Here is a 20,993-nt window from a genome sequence, read left to right on the forward strand (position 1 = left end):
CAAAACCCACTACAGCCCCGGCCGCCGATCATACCCGAGTCCTGCCCTTGAATCTGTTGCAACACATCGCCCAGTCCCGCCACCTGCTCCGCAAGTCGGAGCTCAAGGTCGCCGACCATCTCCTGCTCGATCCCGCGGCAGTCATCCACAGCTCCATGGCGGATCTGGCGCACAGCGTTGGAGTCAGTGAGCCCACCATCGTGCGCTTCTGCCGCGCCATCGGCTGCACCGGTTTCCAGGATCTCAAGCTCAAGCTGGCGCAGAGCCTGGCCGCAGGCGCCAGCTTCGGCCAGTTCGCCATTCGCGAGGATGATTCGGTCACCGACTTCAGCCTGAAGATCTTCGACACCACCCTGCACACGCTGATGGAGGTGCGCGAGCGGCTGAACGTGCAGTCGCTCGAGAAGGCCATCGCCGCCATCGCCAAGGCGCAGCGCGTGGAGTTCTACGGCTTCGGCGCCTCCGGCGCGGTGGCCACCGACGCGCAGCACAAGTTCTTCCGCCTGCTGCTCACCGCCGCCGCCTATTCCGACCCGCACATGCAGGCCATGTCGGCGGTGACCCTCAAGCCGGGCGACGTAGCCATCTGCATCTCGCAGTCAGGCCGCTCCAAGGACCTGCTGACCACTGCGCACCTGGTACGCGAAACCGGCGCCACGCTGATCACCCTCTGCCCGGGGCAGACGCCACTGGCCGAGCTGTCGGACGTGAACCTGGCCATCGACGTGCAGGAAGACACCGAGATCTACACACCGCTCACCTCGCGCATCGCCCACCTGGTGGTGATCGACGTGCTGGCCATGGGTGTGGCCATGTCCCGCGGCCCGGACCTGGTCGAGCACCTCAAGAGCGTGAAGCGCAGCCTGCGCAGCCTGCGGCTGTCGCCCAAGTCGGTGAAGAACCTGGAAGAGTGAGACGCACGGTTCGTAGGGCGGTCAGCGCTTTCCTGGCCGCCGGCCGGCATCCACACCGGCGGACAAGAACAACGTTGTCCGCCCTACGGATTCGATGCGGCTCCGCAGCCGCCTGTCACCCTTAACCCGCCTGTCAGCGAACCGTCCCGCAACCGTCATGTCCTTTCGCAAGGCTGAAGCTCCCACATACTCGGGAGACTTCGCCATGCGCCGTCACGTCGATACCTACCCCCAGGATGATGCCAAGGCCCGCCGCAAGCAGGAGGAAATCCGCCGCATGCGCTACCGCCGGGCCATCGAGCGCTACTGGGAGGAGCGCCAGCTGCGCGCCACGCTGACGCCCTACTGAACCCGCTGCGCGAAGCGCTCGGCCAGCGCGGTGAGGCTGCCGCGCTCGCGGCGCACGAAGTCGAAGAACGCCTGCGCTACCGGCGACAGCTGCTTGTCGCGCGCATGCACCACGCACCAACTGCGCCGCAGAGGCAGCTCGGCCACCGGCAACTCGACCAGCTCGCCATCGGCCAGCTCGCGGCGCACCGCGTGGCGCGGCAGCAGCGCCAGGCCCAATCCGGCGATCACGCCTTCGCGCTGCGCTTCCAGCGAACCGAGCTCCAGCGTCTGCGGGAAATGCGCGCGCTTCTGGTGGCAGTACTCCTCCGTCACCGCGCGCGTGGCCGAGCCCTGCTCGCGCACCAGCAGCAGGTGGCTGGTCAGGTCCTGCAGCTGCAGTCCGGAGCGTTGTGCCAGCGGATGGTCCGAACGCGCCACGGCGATGATCGGGTTGTCCAGGAACGGCAGGAACTCCAGCCCCATGTCGGCCGGGACCATGGTCATGATCAACAGGTCGTCACGGTGCACCGACAGGCGCTTGAGCGCCTGAGCATGGTTGACCACGGCCATCTGCAGGCTGACCTCCGGGTGGCGCGCCCGAAACGCCGCAAACAGGTGCGGCACGAAGTACTGGGCGCTGGTCTCCACCGCCAGGCGCAGCTGGCCCTGCAGTGAGCCGCGCAGGTCGGACAGCTGCATGTCGAGGTTTTCCAGCCGACCGAGGACATCCAGGCAGGCACGCTGCAGCGCCTCGGCAGCTTCGGTCAGGTGCAGCTTGCGCCCCACGTACTCGAACAACGGCTGGCCGACCAGCTCTTCCAGCTGGCGCATCTGCAGGCTGATGGCCGGCTGGGTGAGTGCCATGGCCTCGGCGGCGCGACTGTAGGAGCGGTGGTCACAGACGGCCAGGAACACCTGCATCTGGCGCAGCGTCAGGCGGTTCAGCGATTTGCGCATGGGCCTCGTTGCCTTTAGTGGGGTGCGGTTTCCAGACGGATATAAGTAATTACTTATTCACTGGCAAATAAATATTGATTTTTCTTAATCGCGGCACTGGGCGTAGGGTAAACGCCATCGAATCCGCTGCGGCGGATCGCGTTTCTGAGGCGAGGACTACAACAGTGATCAAGAAAATCCTCATCGCCAACCGCGGCGAGATTGCCGTGCGCATCGTGCGTGCCTGTGCCGAGATGGGCATCCGTTCGGTGGCTGTGTACGCCGAGGCCGATCGCCATGCGCTGCACGTCAAGCGCGCCGACGAAGCCTACAACCTCGGCGATGACCCGCTGGCCGGCTACCTGAACCCGCGCAAACTGGTGAACCTGGCGGTGGAAACCGGCTGCGACGCGCTGCATCCCGGCTATGGCTTCCTGTCCGAGAACCCTGAACTGGCGGAGATCTGCGCCGCGCGCGGGATCACCTTCATCGGACCGTCCGCCGAGGTCATTCGCCGCATGGGCGACAAGACCGAGGCGCGCCGCTCGATGATTGCCGCCGGCGTGCCGGTCACTCCGGGCACCGAAGGCAACGTCGCCGACCTGGCCGATGCACTGCGCGAGGCCGAGCGGCTCGGCTACCCGGTGATGCTCAAGGCCACCTCCGGCGGCGGCGGACGCGGTATCCGCCGTTGCAACGACCGCGCCGAACTGGAATACGCCTGGCCGCGCGTGATCTCGGAGGCCACCAAGGCCTTCGGCAACGCCGAGGTGTTCCTGGAGAAGTGCATCGTCAACCCGAAGCACATCGAGGCGCAGATCCTTGCCGACCGCTTCGGCAACACCGTGCACCTGTTCGAGCGCGACTGCTCGATCCAGCGCCGCAACCAGAAGCTCATCGAGATCGCCCCCAGCCCGCAGCTGACCCCCGAGCAGCGCGCTTACATCGGCGAACTGGCGGTACGCGCCGCCAAGGCGGTGGGCTACGAGAACGCCGGCACCGTGGAGTTCCTGCTCGCCGAGGGCGAGGTGTACTTCATGGAGATGAATACCCGCGTGCAGGTGGAGCACACCATCACCGAGGAAATCACCGGCATCGACATCGTTCGCGAGCAGATCCGCATCGCCTCGGGCCTGCCGCTGTCCGTGCAGCAGGACGACATCCAGCATCGCGGCTTCGCCCTGCAGTTCCGCATCAACGCCGAGGACCCGCGCAACAACTTCCTGCCCTGCTTCGGCAAGATCACCCGCTACTACGCCCCCGGCGGCCCGGGCGTGCGTACCGACACGGCGATCTACACCGGCTACACCATTCCGCCGTATTACGACTCGATGTGCCTGAAGCTGATCGTCTGGGCGCTGACCTGGGAAGAAGCCGTCGCCCGCGGCTCGCGCGCGCTGGACGACATGCGCCTGCAGGGGGTGAAGACCACCGCCACCTATTACCAGCAGATCCTGGCCAATCCGGATTTTCGCAGCGGCCGCTTCAACACCAGCTTCGTCGACGAGCACCCGGAACTGCTGAACTACTCGATCAAACGCAAGCCGGGCGAACTGGCCCTGGCCATTGCCGCGGCGATCGCCGCCCACGCCGGCCTGTGAGGGACTGAACCATGACCAAGAAGATCACCGTTACCGACACCATCCTGCGTGATGCGCACCAGTCGCTGCTGGCCACCCGCATGCGCACCGAGGACATGCTGCCGATCTGCGACAAGCTGGATCGCGTGGGTTACTGGTCGCTGGAAGTCTGGGGCGGCGCCACCTTCGACGCCTGCGTTCGCTTCCTCAAGGAAGACCCGTGGGAACGCCTGCGCCAGCTGCGCGCCGCGCTGCCCAACACCCGTCTGCAGATGCTCTTGCGCGGCCAGAACCTGCTCGGCTATCGCCACTACAGCGACGACGTGGTGGAAGCCTTCGTCGCCAAGGCGGCCGAGAACGGCATCGACGTGTTCCGCATCTTCGACGCCATGAACGACGTGCGGAACCTGGAAACCGCCATCCGCGCGGTGAAGAAGGCCGGCAAGCACGCCCAGGGCACTCTCGCCTACACCACCAGCCCGGTGCACACCATCGACGCCTTCGTCGAGCAGGCCCGGCAGATGGCCGCCATGGGCGTGGACTCCATCGCCATCAAGGACATGGCCGGCCTGCTGACGCCCTACGCCACCGGCGCGCTGGTCAAGGCCCTCAAGCAGGCGCTGCCGCAGCTGGAGGTGGTGGTGCACTCCCACGACACCGCCGGCGTGGCCAGCATGTGCCAGCTGAAGGCCATCGAGAACGGCGCCGACCGCATCGATACCGCCATCTCCAGCCTGGCCTGGGGCACCAGCCACCCAGGCACCGAGTCGATGGTCGCCGCCCTGCGTGGCAGCGAGTACGACACCGGCCTCGACCTGGAGCTGCTGCAGGAGATCGGCCTGTATTTCTACGGGGTGCGCAAGAAGTACCACCAGTTCGAAAGCGAATTCACCGGCGTGGACACCCGCGTGCAGGTCAACCAGGTGCCGGGGGGGATGATTTCCAACCTGGCCAACCAGCTCAAGGAGCAGGGCGCCCTGCACCGCATGGACGAGGTACTCGCGGAAATTCCGCGGGTGCGCAAGGACCTTGGCTACCCGCCGCTGGTCACCCCGACTTCGCAGATCGTCGGTACCCAGGCGTTCTTCAACGTGCTGGCCGGCGAGCGCTACAAGACCATCACCAACGAGGTGAAGCTGTACCTGCAGGGCCGCTACGGCAAGGCGCCGGGCGAGGTAAACGAACACCTGCGCTTCCAGGCCATCGGCCATGAGGAGGTGATCGTCTGCCGTCCGGCCGACCTGCTCAAGCCGGAAATGGACCGTCTGCGCGCGGAGATCGGCGGGCTGGCAACGTCCGAGGAGGACGTGCTGACCTTCGCCATGTTCCCGGACATCGGCCGCAAGTTCCTGGAAGAGCGCGCCGCCGGCACCCTGACCCCGGAACCGCTGCTGCCGATGTCCAACGGCACCGGCGCCAGTCCGGCCGACGAGGGCGTGCCCACCGAGTTCATCATCGATGTGCACGGCGAGACTTACCGCGTGGACATCACCGGCGTGGGCGTGAAAGGCGGCGGCAAGCGCCACTTCTTCCTGTCCATCGACGGCATGCCCGAGGAGGTGGTGTTCGAGCCGCTCAACACCTTCGTGGCCGGCGGAGCGGGCAACCGCAAGCAGGTCAGCGCCCCCGGGGATGTCAGCACCCACATGCCGGGCAACATCGTCGATGTGCTGGTCAAGGAAGGCGATGTGGTCAAGGCCGGCCAACCCGTGCTGATCGCCGAGGCGATGAAGATGGAAACCGAGGTACAGGCGCCGATCGCCGGCACGGTAAAGGCCGTGCATGTGGCCAAGGGGGACCGCGTCACGCCGGGCGAAGTGCTGATCGAAATCGCCGGCTGATTCCCAACACAGTTTCCTCATCGGGGAGCAGGATGCTCCCCTTTTTTATGGAGGGCTTTTTGTGGGAGCGGACGCGTCCGCGAGCCTTCCGGCGACCGTCCAGACTGTCGAGCCCAACAGCTCGCGAATGAATTCGCTCCTACAAAAAGGACTGGGCAGCCCTGCTGCGCAGCCTGCCGCCATCCGCCGCGCAGCTTGTTGCGCAATTTCCCGTGACACGCCGCACACCGCGCCTGCAACAGGCTTCCAACCCATTGATGCAAAAGACTTTTATGCTTCAGGCACGCCGCTTGCCATGGGATCGGGGCAACCCTACCCATCTACAAGGAGCGTACCCATGCCAACTCCCGCCTACCTGACCATCGAGGGCAGCAAGCAGGGCCTGATCACCGCCGGCACCTTCACCGAGGATTCGGTCGGCAACATCTTCCAGGAAGGCCATGAGGACCAGATCCTCGTCCAGGCCTTCAGCCATCAGGTGATCATTCCCCGCGACCCGCAGTCCGGCCAGCCGACCGGCCAGCGCGTGCACAAGCCTCTGATGGTCAGCAAGGTGTTCGACAAGTCGTCGCCGCTGATCTTCAACGCCCTGACCTCCGGCGAGCGCCTGAACAAGTGCCGCCTGGAATGGTTCCGCACCTCCTCCACCGGCACCCAGGAGCACTACTTCACCATCGAGCTGGAGGACGCGGTGATCGTCGACGTGCAGTCGCGCATGCCCAACTGCCAGGACCCGGACATGACCCACTTCACCCACCTGGAAGACGTCTATTTCACTTACCGCAAGATCATCTGGACCCATGAAGTCGCCGGCACCTCCGGCTCGGACGACTGGCGCGCGCCGAACGTGTAAGCCTGGAAGGGCGCTCCGCAACCGGGGCGCCCTCGCCGACAAGGAATGTCTATGTCGAGCCCCCGCTTCAACCTGTCGCTGGCTGACCTGGAGCTGCAGGTGCTGGCCTTCGAGGCCGTGGAAATCATCGGCCAGCCCTACTCCATCGACCTGCACCTGGTCAGCCGGCAGCCGGACCTCGACCTGGCGGCCCTGCTGCGTCAGCCGGCCTGGCTCGATCTCGGCCAGGGCCGCGGCCTGCATGGCCTGGTCTGGCGCGTCGAGCAGACCCAGTGCACCGTACATCTCAGCCATTACCGCATCGAGCTGCGCCCCGCACTTGCCTGGCTGGAGCAGCGGCGCAACTGCCGCATCTACCAGCAGAAGAGCGTGCCGCAGATCCTCCGGCAGCTGCTGGCCGAGCATGGCATCCAGGGCGACGCCTGCCAGTTCCCGGAAACGGAGTATCCCGCCCGCGAGTACTGCGTGCAGTACGCGGAAAGCGACCTGCACTTCCTGCGGCGGCTGTGCGAAGAGGAAGGCCTGCACTACCACTTCCGCCACAGCGCGAAACAGGGTCATGTGCTGGTTTTCGGCGATGATCAGACGGTCTTTCCCCGGCTGTCCGCGCTCCAGCCGTTCCGGCCCGACAGCGGCCAGCCGCAGGAAACTCCGGCCATTCAGCGCTTCACCGTGCGCCTGGAAAGCCGCAGCGACACCGTGACCGCGGGATCATGACGAGCGCCAGCCCCGCCTGCAGATGCAGAGCAGTGCCTCGCAGGCCGACACGCCTTCCAGCACCGGTGAGCAATACCACTACCCGGGCCGCTTCACCGATCGCAGCCGCGGCACCCAGCTCGCCCGTCGCGCACTGGAAGGTCTTCAGCATGATGCCCTGCGCGCCGAAGGCAGCAGCAGCCAGCCCTTGCTTGCCAGCGGCCACTTCCTGGAGCTGCAAGGGCATCCCCGCGACGACTTCAACCAGCTATGGCTGCTCACCGAGGTTCACCACCAGGGCTACCAGCCGCAAGTGCTCGAAGCCTTTGCCGGCCACCGCGAATCCGCGCCCGCGGACCCGCCCGGCTACCGCAACCGCTTCGTCGCCATCCCCTGGCAAGCGCCCTACCGCCTGCCCTGCCTGCAGGCCAGACCCAGCCTGCTCTCTGCCCAGACGGCGGTGGTCACCGGACCGGACGACGAGGACATCCACTGCGACGAGCATGGCCGCGTCCAGGTGCGCTTCCACTGGGAGCGCGAAGCCGCTGCCGCTACGCACAGCCGCGCCTGGCTGCGCGTGGCCAGTGGCTGGGCCGGTGACCAGTACGGCGCCCTGCTCATCCCACGTGTCGGCATGGAGGTGCTGGTCAGCTTCCTGGATGGCGACCCTGACCGCCCGCTGGTCACCGGTTGCCTCTACCACGCCGAACATGACCCCCCCTGCCCGCTGCCGGACCAGCGCGCCTGCAGTGTGTTCCGGACCCGCAGCTCGCCCGGCGGCCAAGGCTTCCACGAACTGCGCATCGAAGACCGCCAGGGCGCCGAACGCATCCACGTACACGCCCAGCGCGACTGGGAACAGCACATCAACCATGACCATCGCCTGTGGATCGGCAACCAACGCCACTGTACCGTCGCGGGCGACAGCCACAGCGCGCTCAAGGGCGAGGAACACCGCATCACCCACGGCAACCGCCTGGCGGAGCTCAGGGCCGACGACCACCTCACCGTGCAGGGCAGCCAGCACCTGAAGCTGGGGGCCGGGCAGTTCATCGAGGCCGGTCAGGAAATCCATCTCGCCAGCGGCGAGAAGATCGTCCTGCAAGCCGGCAGCGAACTGACCCTCAAGGTCGGCGGCAGCTTCGTGAAGCTGGACGCCAGCGGCGTGACACTGGTGGGGGCGCAGGTGAGGCTGAATTCGGGCGGAAGCGCGGGGAAAGGCGCCGGGGCGCAGCCATTGCTGCCGCAGGTGAGTGAAACCGACACGCCACCAGCGGCGAGCGAACGTTCGGCATCCCACCAGGCCGCTGGGCAGCACAGCGATCTCGACGCTGCTGAGCCGGGTGAACGAACCCTGATCGTCGATGTCTGGGGCGATCCCGCGCTCGGCAGCCAACTGCAACTGCTTGATCCCAAGGACCAGGGTCATGAGTGAACTGAAGGACCAGACCATCGAGCAGGGCGTACGCAAGCGCACCGAGTATGACGACGCACGCCAGGCACGCCTGGTGTTGAACATCGCGCGCAGCGACGGCGGCACCCTGACCATCCCGTTGCTGGACGACGCGCGCAGCACGACAGAACAACCGGATCTTCAGAAAAACACCCTGCTCGCCGTCCTGCCGCTGGCCCGCCTGCCGGGGTACGACAGGCAGAACGAAGCGCCCAAGGGGGCACTGCCCCGGCCGGGTCGCATCTATGTCTTCTGGGGGAACCGGCTGTGGCGCGAGCTGGAGGCTGATGGCACGGGACAGCTGTTCGAAGTAGACCTGGCCCATTGGCGCAAGCAGGCCGAACAGAGGCTGGACGCCGACGAACGCCCACCCGTCGGCGCCCGCCAGTACCTGATCCTGCTGCCCATGCTGCTGCAGGGCCGGGCGATCGCCGGCGAACTGCACATGGCCTACAGCGAGCTGCCGTGGACCTGGGAGTACATCGCGTGGTTGGAGCAGGACATGGCGCGCATTCAGCGGCGCTGCAGAAACCTGGCTCCCGCTTGGGCCGCCGCCGTTGTGGGCCCTGAACATTGGCGGGCGACCCAGGCCATGCCAGCACTGGCCATCGACACACTAAGCGAAGGGATGCGGGCGCGGGATTTTGCGGTGGAGAGTAACCTGGCTGACCCGGCAACCTTTACACCCGGCTTCACCGGCTTCGCTGAAACCGAATGGGTGATGCGATTGCAACGTGCCAAGGAAGAACTGGCCGAACACCAAGGCGACCCGCAGCCCGAGCCCTTGCCTGCACTGGAGTCCGGCGTCGATGTATTGGTCGAATTCAACCTGCGCGGCTATCCCCGACTGATTGGCTTCATACTCGACGACCCATTGTTCAGCCTTCGGCATGCCACCGCCCAGCTACGCCTGACGGGCGCATATTTACTCACCCAGAACGCCTTGGTCGCCCAGCATCCCCATGGCGCCTATGTCCAGGCGCTCTACAGCCTGGTCATGCGCCCCGGCGACAACCCCCTGGCGCACCTGCAGGCGTATCTGGATACGCCGGGTGTGCGCGAGGCCGCGCGTGAAACGCAGCGCAACGCCGCGCGCGCCCACATGGAGGCGATCCTGGCACGACTGATCGCACTGACAGACCAGCTGGCGCCTTTCATCCAGGATTGGCTCTTCAGCAACGACGAGCGATTGCTGGAGCCCTACGCGTTGATGAGCGAACTCCTCGAAGTCCTCAAGCACCCAGCCCATCGCGATGCCCTGTGCCTGACGTCCGCCGACGATGACCTGGAGAAGGCCATCAACCGGCTAACGGTACAACTGCTCGAAGCCACGCATGCTATTACTCGACCGCTCCTCAGCGACACGGGGCAAGCGGTTATCCGTTTACAAACCCTGGCCGGGGTTAGCCGCGAAGCCAACCCCCAGCGAATGGGCCTCAGTACTCTGCTGCAAACGGTGGACGCGGACGCTTCGGCAATCGATACCTTGGCGCTGAACAAGAACACCACGGCCTTGGTAGGGGACCTGATGGACATCGTCTCCACGGCAATCTGCACGCAGGTCAGTCGCCTGAGCGATGCAGTGGTCGCGGTGGAGCTGCCGCGTTTGTTTGCCCCGAGTTTCGGTGTATTCAAGACATTGTCGCCTTCATGGCGCGGCCTCGAGCTGATGCCGCGCGGACAGGCGCTGGCACAACGGCTGGTGATTCTGGGGGTTGAAGGGGGCGGCCTGAGCTATGGCCTGACTCCGGAAGAACGGACGACCCTGACCACCAAGAATTACAGCCACGCCGTCGTGCACGACCAGGCGGGCAATCCCCTCGCCTCCAACAGCCCGCGAAGGATGCCGGGCCAACCGAATCTCGGTCGCAGCACGGTTATCGCTGCGCCTGCGGACCACCCACATGTACGGAGTCTTAGTGCCTGGAAGTTGCAGGCCAACCGCAAGATACAGGGCGTTCTGGAGACACCAGCCATTCCATTGGTGGCGGTGGTTTGCGCGGTGTTCAACTTGCAGGCGCAGATCGCAGAAATGAAGGGTCTGCAGAAAGAGGGCTGGGAAGGTGAGTTACGCTCATTTGCGGGTCTTTTTTCGGCACAGATTGATCTGACCGCTGCCCTATCGAACTTAAGCAAACCTATTCTGGGATCAAACAATTCCCTTGTTCAGATGCTTGAAAAGCCGCGTTTGAATGTCGCGAAAATCTCCGATAAATGGGCAAAAAACCTCGAAGCACTGACAGGCCATTCAAGGCTCACACTGCTCAGAGCCATATCGGGCGCAGCAATGGTCGTTACAAGTTTGCTGAGCGCATGGGATGCCTCCCGTGCCTGGCGTCAGGGAGACCGCGATGCGGCGCTTGCCTATGGTGTACTGGGCACCTCCGGCTCCGCCTTATGGACAGCTGCCACGCTGGGTATGGCGATAAATCCTATGGTGCTGCTGATCGGCGGGTTGATATTCATAGGCGGCAGCCTGCTGGCTAACTGGCTCACCGACACGGATCTCGAAGCGCTCGCGAAACATGGCCCCTTTGGCAAGGAGCATCCAAAGTCCGACGATGAGCGTTTCGGCCACTTGCGCGACCCCTGGAACGCCTACACGCAACTGCTCGGCGTTCTGGGCAAGCCCATCATTCAGGTGGCGCCCTTATCCGAATGGCGAAAAAACGCCCCATTAAGGCATCGTGCGGCACTACGCCAAGTCGCCTCCAAACGCTCGCCAATGCCGCTGGGCTGCCAGCCCACGCAGATGCAACCACTGGAAGACGGCGACTGGATAATGACCCTTCAATCGCCCCTGCTCCCAATGTTCCAGGGGGGACGAAACTTTGTAGTGCTAGCCGAAGAACAGGTCCAGGCCCTACCTCGTAGCGATGCCGCCAGGATGCAGCCGCTTCATCGAAAAGCCATCAATGAATTCAAACTGAATGCGTTTCCATTGGACGACGGCACGTTGCTTTACGTACTACCCCGGCAATTCCCTCCGGTACAACTGACTCCGCGAGAGCGATATCACTATACGATTGTCCAGCGAGTCGTTCTTCGCGCCCAATTCCATCTGAGCCAGCCCGGGAAACTGGGAGACAAAGGTGGTCCGGCACAAACGCTGGTCCTACCCCAGCCGAGCCCGAAACGCTGGCAAGACTGGCAAGAGGCATTCAGAAGACTGCCGGCTCCAACGATCCTCTCGAACGACGCCCCTTATTGGCTGATCGAAACCACGGAATTCAAGGCATGAGCGCACAAGAACACCGCATTCCCTACGGCCCCGGCGCCTATCGCAGTAATGCGCTTCCCGATCTACCCCCGTCCCGCCAACAGCAAGGGGGACTGTTTGATACGCCGCTGCGCTGGGGGCGTTACGCCGGACTGGACTCGCCCGTGGAGATTGAGTCGCAACTGGAAAGCAAAGCCTATAAAGCATATGAACAGCAGCTTGCCGAAGGGCAAAAGCCACTCATTTTCTGCGATGCGCAACGCTGGCGATTTGAAAACTCAAGCATAATCCCATACTTGATTTTCATATCTAAACTCTTGAGCTTTTTCTTTCCATGGTTTTTCTTCACAGCTGAGATCTATTTTGTATTTGACTCAAATTTATTACTTTCCTTGCCGGCTGTATTTCTCACAATCTTAACGTTAGGGCTATCCGGAGGCCCAAAGCAAAAATATGCAGACCTTTCATTGATAACTGGCGCCGTTGTCGCTTTTTTATTTATTGCATGGGATAAGGGTGCGCTCTGGGGCTATTGGTCCGAGCATCCTCCGCTTATTTGGATAGGCATCTTTCTCTCCTTCCACGCCATCATCGGCGCCGACCTTCTACTCGCCCTCTACGCCCGCTTCTACAAACACGACGGCAGCGAATTCAATCGCCAGAACGGTACCCTGACCATTGCCCGTCGCTTCCGTAAACCCTTTGTGGCGCCCTTCTATGAGTTCGATCCCGCCATGCAGTTGTTGCCTACCGGCTACGGCGGCCATGACTACGCCCTCTGGCTTCACCACCGCTATGACGGCATCAAGGTCTGCCTGGCCCGCAAGGTCCATACCCTGGGGCTGGACAAGCACAACCTGCACGCCTTCTGGGACACGTTGCAGCGCTACATGGACGTCAGCCAGCCCCTGCCGGATCTACCGGTGCTGGAGCAGAGCCGCCACCTGGACCCGGTTACCGCCGCTCACGACGCCGCCACCGGACGCAACCCGCGTAAATGGCGTGACCTGAACGTCGAGGCGTGGAAACGCAAGGAAGGAAAAAAGCTGCGTGAAAAAGTTGCCGCCTACCCCTGGCAGACAAAGCCCTGCACGCTCCAGACCCGGATCGACCCCAACCTCACCATCGAAGCCTATTACCGCTGCCAGGAAGCCAAGGGCATTCAGGCCACACCCCAGGCCGAGGATTTCACCTTCAGCCGATGCTGATCTCGGGACCCAACCCGAGCATCCGCCCACCAGGCCCTGCAGTCTCGGCAGGTGCAGCCGCCTTGGACCGGGCGCGCCGGCGCTAATGCATATATCCCCTTATGGAATATAAAAATTCTTAAAAGATATTTTTAAGAATAAGAAAGCCTCTCTATAGTCCGCTCCACCCTCCCCCGGGGAGGGGAATCCGATGGAGCACTTCCCATGAGCACAACGCCCCGCAGCCTCGACGTGCCGGCCGAAGACGCTTCCTTGCTGCGCGAGATTCATGCCGCCCTGCGCAATCTGCGCTACGGCTCGGTGGAGATCACCGTGCACGACAGCCGCGTCGTGCAGATCGAGCGCAAGGAAAAGTACCGGCTGAGCGAGCCGCGCAAGTAATCGCCGAAGAACAACGACACGGCCCGACTGGACAACCGGAGGGCGCGCCCAGACGCACCACTGCCGCAATCCGAATCCGTCATTTCAGGAGCTTCACATGTCCATTCGCCGTTTCGCGTTCGCCGCCCTCGCCGGCGCGCTGTTTACCACCCAGGCCCTGGCGGCCGACACGCTGCTCAACGTGTCCTACGACCCGACCCGCGAGCTGTACCAGGAATTCAACTCCGCCTTTGCCCAGCACTGGAAAGCCCAGGGCAAGGGGGACGTCACCATCCAGCAATCCCACGGCGGTTCGGGCAAGCAGGCCCGCTCGGTGATCGACGGCCTGCGCGCCGATGTGGTGACCCTGGCGCTGGCCGGCGACATCGATGAACTGCACCGCCTCGGCAAGCTGATCCCCGCCGACTGGCAGTCGCGCCTGCCGGACGCCAGCACGCCCTACACCTCGACCATCGTGTTCCTTGTGCGCAAGGGCAACCCCAAGGGACTGAAGGACTGGGGCGACCTGGTAAAACCGGGCGTGGAAGTCATTACCCCAAACCCGAAGACCTCCGGTGGCGCGCGCTGGAACTTCCTGGCCGCCTGGGCGTGGGCCAAGAAGCAGTACGGCAGCGATGAGAAAGCCCAGGAATACGTGACCCAGCTGTACAAGCAGGTGCCCGTGCTGGATACCGGGGCCCGCGGCTCGACCATCACCTTCGTGAACAACCGGATCGGCGACGTGCTGCTGGCCTGGGAGAACGAGGCGTTCCTGGCGCTGAAGGAGGAAGGTGGCGACGCGCTGGAAATCGTCGTGCCGTCTCTATCGATCCTCGCCGAGCCGCCGGTCGCCGTGGTGGACCGCAATGTCGAGCGCAAGGGCACGCGCGAACTGGCCACCGCATACCTGAACCACCTGTACAGCGAAGAGGGCCAGCGCATCGCCGCCAAGAACTTCTACCGGCCGCGCAATGCCAAGGTGGCCGCCGAGTTCGCCGAGCAGTTCCCGCAACTGGAACTGGTGACCATCGATGGCGCCTTCAATGGCTGGAAGGAGGCGCAACCGAAGTTCTTCAGCGATGGCGGCGTGTTCGACCAGATCTACCAGGCCCACTGACGGTAGGGGTATTCCATGTTGCGCCGCACCTCACCCGTCATCCCCGGCTTCGGACTGACCCTCGGCTACACGCTGTGCTACCTCAGCTTCCTGGTGCTGATTCCACTGGCCGCGCTGTTCGTGAAGACTGCCGAGCTGACCTGGGAGCAGTTCGTGGCCATCACCACCTCGGCGCGCGTACTGGCCGCGCTGAAGCTCAGTTTCGCCACCGCGTTTGGCGCCGCGTTGCTCAACGGGGTGATCGGTACGCTGCTGGCCTGGGTGCTGGTGCGCTATCGCTTCCCCGGCCGCAAGCTGATCGACGCGCTGATCGACCTGCCGTTCGCCCTGCCGACCGCCGTGGCCGGCATCGCGCTCACCGCGCTGTACGCGCCCAACGGCCTGATCGGCCAGTTCGCCAGCGCCGTGGGCCTGAAAATCGCCTATAGCCCGCTGGGCATCACCCTGGCACTGACCTTCGTCACCCTGCCCTTCGTGGTGCGCACCCTGCAGCCGGTGCTGGCCGACATCCCCCGGGAGGTCGAGGAAGCCGCCAGTTGCCTGGGCGCCAAGCCGCTGCAGGTGTTCCGCCACGTGTTGGTGCCGGCGCTGCTGCCGGCCTGGCTCACCGGTTTCGCCCTGGCCTTCGCGCGGGGCGTGGGCGAATACGGCTCGGTGATCTTCATCGCCGGCAACATGCCGGGCAAGACCGAGATCCTGCCGCTGCTGATCATGGTCAAGCTCGACCAGTACGACTACGCCGGCGCTACCGCCATCGGTGTGCTGATGCTGGTGGTCGCCTTCATCCTGCTGCTGCTGATCAACCTGCTGCAGCGCTACATCCGGACCCGTTGAGGAGCATGCCCATGAGCAGTCTTTCCGTGGCGGCGCCGCTTCCCACCGTTGCCCGCCAAGCCCCGAAACAGTGGGGACGCCTGACGCTGATCGGCGCCGCCTGGAGCGTGTTCGCCTTCTTCCTGCTGCTGCCGCTGGTGATCGTGCTGACCGAAGCCCTGCAGGCCGGCGTCGGCACCTTCTTCAGCGCCATTTTCGAGCCCGATGCCCTCGCCGCCCTGCGGCTGACCCTGCTGGCCGTGGCCATTTCCGTGCCGCTCAATGTGCTGTTCGGCGTGGCCGCCGCCTGGTGCGTGAGCAAGTACGAGTTTCGCGGCAAGAGCATTCTGGTGACCCTGATCGACCTGCCCTTCTCGGTGTCGCCGGTAATTGCCGGTCTGGTCTATGTGCTGCTGTTCGGCGCCCAGGGCCTGTTCGGCGAATGGCTGCTGGAGCACGACATCCAGATCATCTTCGCGGTGCCGGGCATCGTGCTGGCCACGCTGTTCGTCACCGTGCCGTTCGTGGCCCGCGAACTGATCCCGCTGATGCAGGAACAGGGCACCCAGGAAGAGGAAGCCGCTCGCCTGCTGGGCGCCAGCGGCTGGCAGATGTTCTGGCACGTCACCGTGCCGAACATCCGCTGGGGGCTGATTTATGGCGTGGTACTCTGCACCGCTCGCGCCATGGGTGAATTCGGCGCCGTGTCGGTGGTGTCCGGGCACATTCGCGGCCTGACCAACACCCTGCCGCTGCATGTCGAAATTCTCTACAACGAATACAACCACGTCGCCGCGTTCAGCGTCGCCAGCCTGCTGCTGGCACTGGCCCTGGTCATCCTGCTGCTCAAGCAATGGAGCGAATCGCGCATCAACCGCCTACGCCACAGTGGCGCGGAGGAATAAACCTGTGAGTATCGAAGTCCGTAACGTGAACAAGCAGTTCGGCGCCTTCCGCGCGCTGAACGACATCAACCTGGATATCCACAGCGGCGAGCTGGTCGCCCTGCTCGGCCCGTCCGGCTGCGGCAAGACCACCCTGCTGCGCATCATCGCCGGCCTGGAAACCCCGGACAGCGGCTCGATCGTGTTCCACGGCGAGGACGTCTCGACCCGCGACGTGCGCGACCGCAACGTCGGTTTCGTGTTCCAGCACTACGCGCTGTTCCGCCACATGACCATCTTCGACAACGTCGCCTTCGGCCTGCGCATGAAGCCCAAGTCCGAGCGCCCGGACGAAGCCACCATCGCCCGCCGCGTCAAGGAACTGCTGGAGATGGTCCAGCTCGACTGGCTGGGCGACCGCTACCCCGAGCAGCTGTCCGGCGGCCAGCGCCAGCGCATCGCCCTGGCCCGCGCCCTGGCGGTGGAACCCAAGATCCTGCTGCTCGACGAGCCCTTCGGCGCCCTGGACGCCAAGGTGCGCAAGGAGCTGCGCCGCTGGCTGGCGCGCCTGCACGAGGAGATCAACCTCACCTCCGTGTTCGTCACCCATGACCAGGAGGAAGCCATGGAGGTGGCCGACCGCATCGTGGTGATGAACAAGGGCGTGATCGAGCAGATCGGTTCGCCCGCCGAGGTCTACGAGCACCCGGCCAACCCGTTCGTCTACCACTTCCTCGGCGATGCCAACCGCCTGTACATGGGCGAGGAACACCACATCCTGTTCCGTCCCCACGAGATCTCGCTGTCGCGCAACGCCGCGGACGAGCATCGCCCCGCCGAGGTCCGCGACATCCGCCCGCTGGGCGCCATCACCCGGGTGACGCTGAAGGTGGACGGCCAGGAAGAGCCCATCGAGGCCGAAGTGGCCAAGGACGACGCCAGCCTGGTCGACCTGGCACGCGGCCAGACGCTCTACTTCAAGCCCAAGGCCGGCGTGCCGGCCCATCTGTCCTGAGGACGAGGCAGCGCTCACAAAACCGGCGTCAGGGATGACGTTGCGCTATCACGGGGGTTAGGCTGTCACCGACTGCCGTCACCTGCTCACTACAACAATTACAGGAGCACCCCCATGCATCGCTTCGCCCCGTTGCGCCGAGGGCTCGGCGCTATCCTGATGCTGCTGGCCACCCTGCCCGCACATACCTTTGCCGCCCCCACCCCCGTCGAGCGCGCGCAGATCCAGGCCACGCGCGCCACCAGCAGTCTGATGCTGGTACGCGGCGAAGGCTTCCAGAAGGCGCATCTGCAGCGCCTGGAAGAAGACCTGCAGGCACTCGGCCAGGCCATGCAGGCCCTGGTTCCGGACGAAACCCTGCGCCGCCGCCATCAGGCGCTGGTCGACCAGTTGCGACAAGGCGTCGACTTCGGCCCTGGCGAGGAAAACATGCCCTGGCGCTACCCCGAGGCGCTGAGCCAGGCGCTGCGGGATTTCCTTACCGGCCTGCGCGCGCACCCGGACGCCACGCCCGCCGAACTGGCCGCCAAGATCGAGTACCTGTCGGTGCAGTACCTGAGCCGCGCCTATTTCGGCAACTTCGAGATCGCCCGCGAGCAGCCGAACGCCTACCTGGGTCAGGACGAGCGCACCCTGGTGCCGGCGATCGACAAGGAAGTGGAAACCCTGGCGGGTCAGAACCCAGAACTGGGCGACAAGCTCAAGACCCGCTGGAATTACCTGCGTAACGCCTTCATGGACATGAACAGCCAGAGCACGGCCATGGTCAGCCTCTCCGGCCGCCCCTTCGCGCCACTGGCCGTGGACCGCCACACCCGCAACCTCAGCGAGCAGTGGATGGCGCTGGAGTAGGCGTCGCCCCGGCGTTGTCCGCCTTACACCGAAACTACCCGTAGGGTGGACAGCGCTTTTCCTGTCCACCAACCGGTGTGCACCGCCCTGGCGGACGAGCATCAGGCCAGCTCGGCGAAGCACTCCGCCAGAATCGCCAGGCCACGCTGCAGCTGCTCGTCCGGCACCGTCAGCGGCACTAGGATGCGGATAACGTTGCCGTAGCTGCCGCACGACAACAGGATCAAGCCCTTCTCCCGCGCGCGCGCCACGATCTTTCCGGTCAGCTCGGCCGCAGGCTTATGCGGGTCGCCGCCCTCGCACAGCTCCATCGCCACCATGGCGCCCAGCCCGCGCACTTCGGCGATCACCGGATGCTTGCCCTGCAACTGCCGCAGGCGGGCGGTCATCATCTCGCCCAGCGCACGGCTGCGCGCCAGCAGCTGTTCCTCTTCGAACACCTCCAGCACCGCCAGCGCCGCCGCGCAGGCAATCGGGCTGCCGGCGTAGGTGCCGCCCAGCCCGCCGGGGGCGATCACATCCATGACCTCCGCCTTGCCGCACACCCCCGAGAGCGGGAAGCCACCGGCGATGGACTTGGCGAAGGTAGTAAGGTCCGGCACCACGCCCAGCTGCTCCATGGCGAAAAAGCTGCCGGTGCGCCCGGCGCCGGTCTGCACCTCGTCGGCGATCAGCAGGATGCCGTGCTGGTCGCACAGCGCGCGCAGCCGCTGCAGGAAGTCCTTGGGCGCCACATGGAAACCGCCCTCGCCCTGCACCGGCTCGATGACGATGGCGGCGATGTCGCGCGGCTCGGCGTCGTTCTTGAAGATGCGCTCGATGCTGGCGATGGCGTCATCCACGCTCACCCCGTGCAGCGCGCAGGGGTACTGGGCGCGGAACACGCCGCCGGGCATCAGGCCCATGCCGGCGGCATAGGGCACCTTCTTGCCGGTCAGCGCCAGGGTCATCATGGTGCGACCGTGGTAGCCGCTGGTGAAGGCGATCACCCCGGCGCGGCCGGTGGCGGCGCGGGCGATCTTCACGGCGTTTTCCACCGCCTCGGAGCCGGAGGTCACCAGCAGGGTCTTCTTGGCGAAGTCGCCGGGCACGCGGGCGGCGATCTTCTCGCAGAGCTCCACGTAGGGCTCGTAGGCCAGCACCTGGAAACAGGTGTGCGACAGCTTGCCCAGCTGCGCTTGCACGGCGGCCACCACCTTCGGGTGCAGGTGGCCGGTATTGAGCACGGCGATGCCGCCGGCGAAGTCGATGTACTCGCGGCCTTCCACGTCCCAGACGGTGGCGTTCTCCGCCCGCTCGGCGAAGATCGGATGAATCTGCCCCACCCCGCGCGGCACGGCGGCCATGCGGCGTTGCATCAGCGTTTCGTTGCTCTTGCTCATGATCGTCCTCACAGCCCCAGACACAGGTATTTGAGTTCCAGGTATTCCTCGATGCCGTACTTGCTGCCCTCGCGGCCCAGGCCCGAGGCCTTGACGCCACCGAACGGCGCCACCTCGTTGGAGATGATTCCGGTGTTGATGCCAACCATGCCGTACTCCAGCGCCTCGGCGACGCGGAACACCCGGGACAGGTCGCGGGCATAGAAATAGGCGGCCAGGCCGAACTCGGTGTCGTTGGCCATGGCGATGACTTCGTCCTCGCCCTTGAAGCGGAACAGCGGCGCCAGCGGGCCGAAGGTTTCCTCGCGGGACACCCGGGCGTTGCGCGGCACGTTGACCAGGATGGTGGGCTCGAAATAGCTGCCGCCCAGCGCGTGGGGCTGGCCGCCCAGCACCACTTTGGCGCCCTTGCCCAGGGCGTCGTCGATATGCTCGCGGACCTTGGCCACTGCCTTGTCGTCGATCAGCGGGCCGGTGGTCACGCCGGCCTCCAGGCCGTTGCCGACCTTCAACTTGCTCACCGCCGCCTTGAGCTTCTCGACGAAGGCGTCGTAGACGCCTTCCTGCACGTACAGGCGGTTGGCGCATACGCAGGTCTGCCCGGCATTGCGGTACTTGGAGGCCATGGCGCCTTCCACCGCCTTGTCCAGGTCGGCGTCGTCGAAGACGATGAAGGGCGCGTTACCGCCCAGTTCCAGGGACAGCTTCTTGATGTCCGGCGCACATTGGGCCATCAGCTGGCGGCCAATCTCGGTGGAGCCGGTGAAGGACAGCTTGCGCACGATGGGGTTGCCGGTCAGCTCATTGCCGATCTCGCTGGCCGAGCCGGTCACTACGCTGAGCACGCCGGCGGGAATGCCGGCGCGCTCGGCCAGGGCCACCAGCGCCAGCGCGGAAAAGGGGGTTTGCGACGCGGGCTTGACCACCATGGTGCAGCCGGCGGCCAGCGCCGGGCCGGCCTTGCGGGTGATCATCGCGGCCGGGAAGTTCCACGGGGTGATCGCGGCGGTCACACCGATCGGCTGCTTGATGACGATCAGGCGCTTGTCGGCCTGGTGGCCGGGAATGGTGTCGCCATAGACGCGCTTGGCCTCTTCAGCGAACCACTCGATGAAGGACGCGGCATAGGCGATCTCGCCCTTGGCCTCGGCCAGCGGCTTGCCCTGCTCCAGGGTCATCAGCCGCGCCAGGTCATCCTGGTTTTCCATCAGCAGCTCGAACCAGCGGCGCAGCTTCTGCGCACGCTCCTTGGCCGTCAGTGCGCGCCAGGCCGGCAGCGCCCGGTTGGCGGCCTCGATGGCGCGGCGGGTTTCTGCAGCGCCCAGCTTCGGCACCGTGCCCAGCACTTCCCCCGTGGCGGGGTTGTTCACGACGATGGTCTGGCCGCCGTCGGCGTCGACCCAGGCGCCGTCAATGTAGGCCTGCTGACGGAACAGCGTGGAATCGTTGAGTTGCATGGCAGTCTCCCAGCGCCGCTGCGCTTCAGGAATGTTTGAAATTTCAAACGCAATCCTAGGATTGGCCACTGGGAAGGGCAAT

At 64.9% G+C, this 20,993-nt stretch carries 16 protein-coding genes and 1 pseudogene; 14 read left to right on the forward strand and 3 right to left on the reverse strand.

From position 1 onward, the window contains the following. Window positions 1–47: 47 nt before the first annotated feature. On the forward strand, window positions 48–914 hold the full coding sequence (gene hexR, locus SF06_RS10160; protein WP_027588826.1) for a transcriptional regulator HexR: 867 nt from the start codon (window positions 48–50) through the stop codon (window positions 912–914). A 205-nt stretch (window positions 915–1,119) separates the two neighbouring features. Next, entirely contained in the window at window positions 1,120–1,263 is a 144-nt protein-coding gene (locus SF06_RS18510) for a PA3496 family putative envelope integrity protein (RefSeq protein WP_169745302.1), read from the forward strand. Here SF06_RS18510 and SF06_RS10165 read toward each other — a convergent pair. Further along, entirely contained in the window at window positions 1,257–2,201 is a 945-nt protein-coding gene (locus tag SF06_RS10165; protein ID WP_027588827.1) for a LysR family transcriptional regulator, read from the reverse strand. The two genes, SF06_RS18510 and SF06_RS10165, sit on opposite strands and share 7 nt — an antisense overlap. 164 nt (window positions 2,202–2,365) lie before the next feature. On the opposite strand from SF06_RS10165, the gene SF06_RS10170 reads away from it, so the two are divergent. The 12 genes and pseudogenes from SF06_RS10170 to SF06_RS10220 all read left to right on the forward strand — a co-directional run bounded on the left by SF06_RS10170 (window position 2,366) and on the right by SF06_RS10220 (window position 18,072). Beyond that, entirely contained in the window at window positions 2,366–3,781 is a 1,416-nt protein-coding gene (locus SF06_RS10170; protein WP_039561176.1) for an acetyl-CoA carboxylase biotin carboxylase subunit, read from the forward strand. A gap of 11 nt (window positions 3,782–3,792) precedes the next feature. Then, window positions 3,793–5,601 carry a sodium-extruding oxaloacetate decarboxylase subunit alpha gene (oadA, locus tag SF06_RS10175; RefSeq protein WP_039561178.1) on the forward strand — a complete coding sequence of 603 codons (1,809 nt, stop codon included), beginning with the start codon at window positions 3,793–3,795 and terminating at the stop codon, window positions 5,599–5,601. A gap of 337 nt (window positions 5,602–5,938) precedes the next feature. Further along, window positions 5,939–6,454: an Hcp family type VI secretion system effector gene (locus tag SF06_RS10180; RefSeq protein WP_027588830.1), complete on the forward strand. Its 516-nt coding sequence runs from the start codon at window positions 5,939–5,941 to the stop codon at window positions 6,452–6,454. Window positions 6,455–6,499: 45 nt separating this feature from the next. After that, window positions 6,500–8,585: pseudogene (gene tssI, locus SF06_RS10185) on the forward strand (type VI secretion system tip protein TssI/VgrG). After that, window positions 8,578–11,844, forward strand: a complete 3,267-nt coding sequence (locus tag SF06_RS10190) for a hypothetical protein (RefSeq protein WP_039561180.1) — start codon at window positions 8,578–8,580, stop codon at window positions 11,842–11,844. Before tssI ends, SF06_RS10190 begins: the two are co-directional and overlap by 8 nt. Window positions 11,845–12,383: 539 nt before the next feature. Further along, window positions 12,384–13,031 carry a hypothetical protein gene (locus SF06_RS10195; RefSeq protein WP_234703319.1) on the forward strand — a complete coding sequence of 216 codons (648 nt, stop codon included), beginning with the start codon at window positions 12,384–12,386 and terminating at the stop codon, window positions 13,029–13,031. Between the two features lie 204 nt (window positions 13,032–13,235). Beyond that, entirely contained in the window at window positions 13,236–13,412 is a 177-nt protein-coding gene (gene oscA / locus SF06_RS17830) for a sulfur starvation response protein OscA (RefSeq protein WP_065365679.1), read from the forward strand. A 97-nt stretch (window positions 13,413–13,509) separates the two neighbouring features. Next, window positions 13,510–14,508 carry a sulfate ABC transporter substrate-binding protein gene (locus tag SF06_RS10200; protein WP_039561181.1) on the forward strand — a complete coding sequence of 333 codons (999 nt, stop codon included), beginning with the start codon at window positions 13,510–13,512 and terminating at the stop codon, window positions 14,506–14,508. A gap of 15 nt (window positions 14,509–14,523) precedes the next feature. After that, window positions 14,524–15,342 carry a sulfate ABC transporter permease subunit CysT gene (gene cysT / locus SF06_RS10205; RefSeq protein ID WP_039561183.1) on the forward strand — a complete coding sequence of 273 codons (819 nt, stop codon included), beginning with the start codon at window positions 14,524–14,526 and terminating at the stop codon, window positions 15,340–15,342. 11 nt (window positions 15,343–15,353) lie between these two features. Continuing rightward, complete coding sequence (cysW, locus tag SF06_RS10210) at window positions 15,354–16,226, forward strand: sulfate ABC transporter permease subunit CysW (RefSeq protein WP_039561184.1); 873 nt, start codon at window positions 15,354–15,356, stop codon at window positions 16,224–16,226. 4 nt (window positions 16,227–16,230) lie between these two features. Next, on the forward strand, window positions 16,231–17,220 hold the full coding sequence (locus tag SF06_RS10215; RefSeq protein ID WP_039561187.1) for a sulfate/molybdate ABC transporter ATP-binding protein: 990 nt from the start codon (window positions 16,231–16,233) through the stop codon (window positions 17,218–17,220). A 114-nt stretch (window positions 17,221–17,334) separates the two neighbouring features. After that, window positions 17,335–18,072: a hypothetical protein gene (locus tag SF06_RS10220; RefSeq protein ID WP_052199777.1), complete on the forward strand. Its 738-nt coding sequence runs from the start codon at window positions 17,335–17,337 to the stop codon at window positions 18,070–18,072. A 101-nt stretch (window positions 18,073–18,173) separates the two neighbouring features. Here SF06_RS10220 and gabT read toward each other — a convergent pair whose 3' ends face one another. Both gabT and gabD read right to left on the reverse strand, forming a co-directional pair. Continuing rightward, on the reverse strand, window positions 18,174–19,454 hold the full coding sequence (gabT, locus tag SF06_RS10225) for a 4-aminobutyrate--2-oxoglutarate transaminase (protein ID WP_039561188.1): 1,281 nt from the start codon (window positions 19,452–19,454) through the stop codon (window positions 18,174–18,176). 8 nt (window positions 19,455–19,462) lie between these two features. Further along, the gene (gene gabD / locus SF06_RS10230; protein WP_039561190.1) at window positions 19,463–20,911 is read right to left on the reverse strand and encodes an NADP-dependent succinate-semialdehyde dehydrogenase; all 1,449 of its coding nucleotides are present in this window, start codon (window positions 20,909–20,911) and stop codon (window positions 19,463–19,465) included. Between the last annotated feature and the right edge of the window lie 82 nt (window positions 20,912–20,993).

The sequence above is a fragment of the Pseudomonas flexibilis genome (assembly GCF_000802425.1).
Classification (GTDB): Bacteria; Pseudomonadota; Gammaproteobacteria; order Pseudomonadales; family Pseudomonadaceae; genus Serpens; species Serpens flexibilis.

Excerpts from the sequence above, each read along its gene's own strand:
- oscA (WP_065365679.1), top strand. The coding sequence starts at position 13,236 with ATGAGCACAACGCCCCGCAGCCTCGACGTGCCGGCCGAAGACGCTTCC.
- gabT (WP_039561188.1), bottom strand. The coding sequence starts at position 19,454 with ATGAGCAAGAGCAACGAAACGCTGATGCAACGCCGCATGGCCGCCGTG.
- SF06_RS10200 (WP_039561181.1), top strand. The coding sequence starts at position 13,510 with ATGTCCATTCGCCGTTTCGCGTTCGCCGCCCTCGCCGGCGCGCTGTTT.
- SF06_RS10165 (WP_027588827.1), bottom strand. The coding sequence starts at position 2,201 with ATGCGCAAATCGCTGAACCGCCTGACGCTGCGCCAGATGCAGGTGTTC.
- SF06_RS10220 (WP_052199777.1), top strand. The coding sequence starts at position 17,335 with ATGCATCGCTTCGCCCCGTTGCGCCGAGGGCTCGGCGCTATCCTGATG.
- cysW (WP_039561184.1), top strand. The coding sequence starts at position 15,354 with ATGAGCAGTCTTTCCGTGGCGGCGCCGCTTCCCACCGTTGCCCGCCAA.
- cysT (WP_039561183.1), top strand. The coding sequence starts at position 14,524 with ATGTTGCGCCGCACCTCACCCGTCATCCCCGGCTTCGGACTGACCCTC.
- SF06_RS18510 (WP_169745302.1), top strand. The coding sequence starts at position 1,120 with ATGCGCCGTCACGTCGATACCTACCCCCAGGATGATGCCAAGGCCCGC.
- SF06_RS10180 (WP_027588830.1), top strand. The coding sequence starts at position 5,939 with ATGCCAACTCCCGCCTACCTGACCATCGAGGGCAGCAAGCAGGGCCTG.
- oadA (WP_039561178.1), top strand. The coding sequence starts at position 3,793 with ATGACCAAGAAGATCACCGTTACCGACACCATCCTGCGTGATGCGCAC.
- gabD (WP_039561190.1), bottom strand. The coding sequence starts at position 20,911 with ATGCAACTCAACGATTCCACGCTGTTCCGTCAGCAGGCCTACATTGAC.
- SF06_RS10190 (WP_039561180.1), top strand. The coding sequence starts at position 8,578 with ATGAGTGAACTGAAGGACCAGACCATCGAGCAGGGCGTACGCAAGCGC.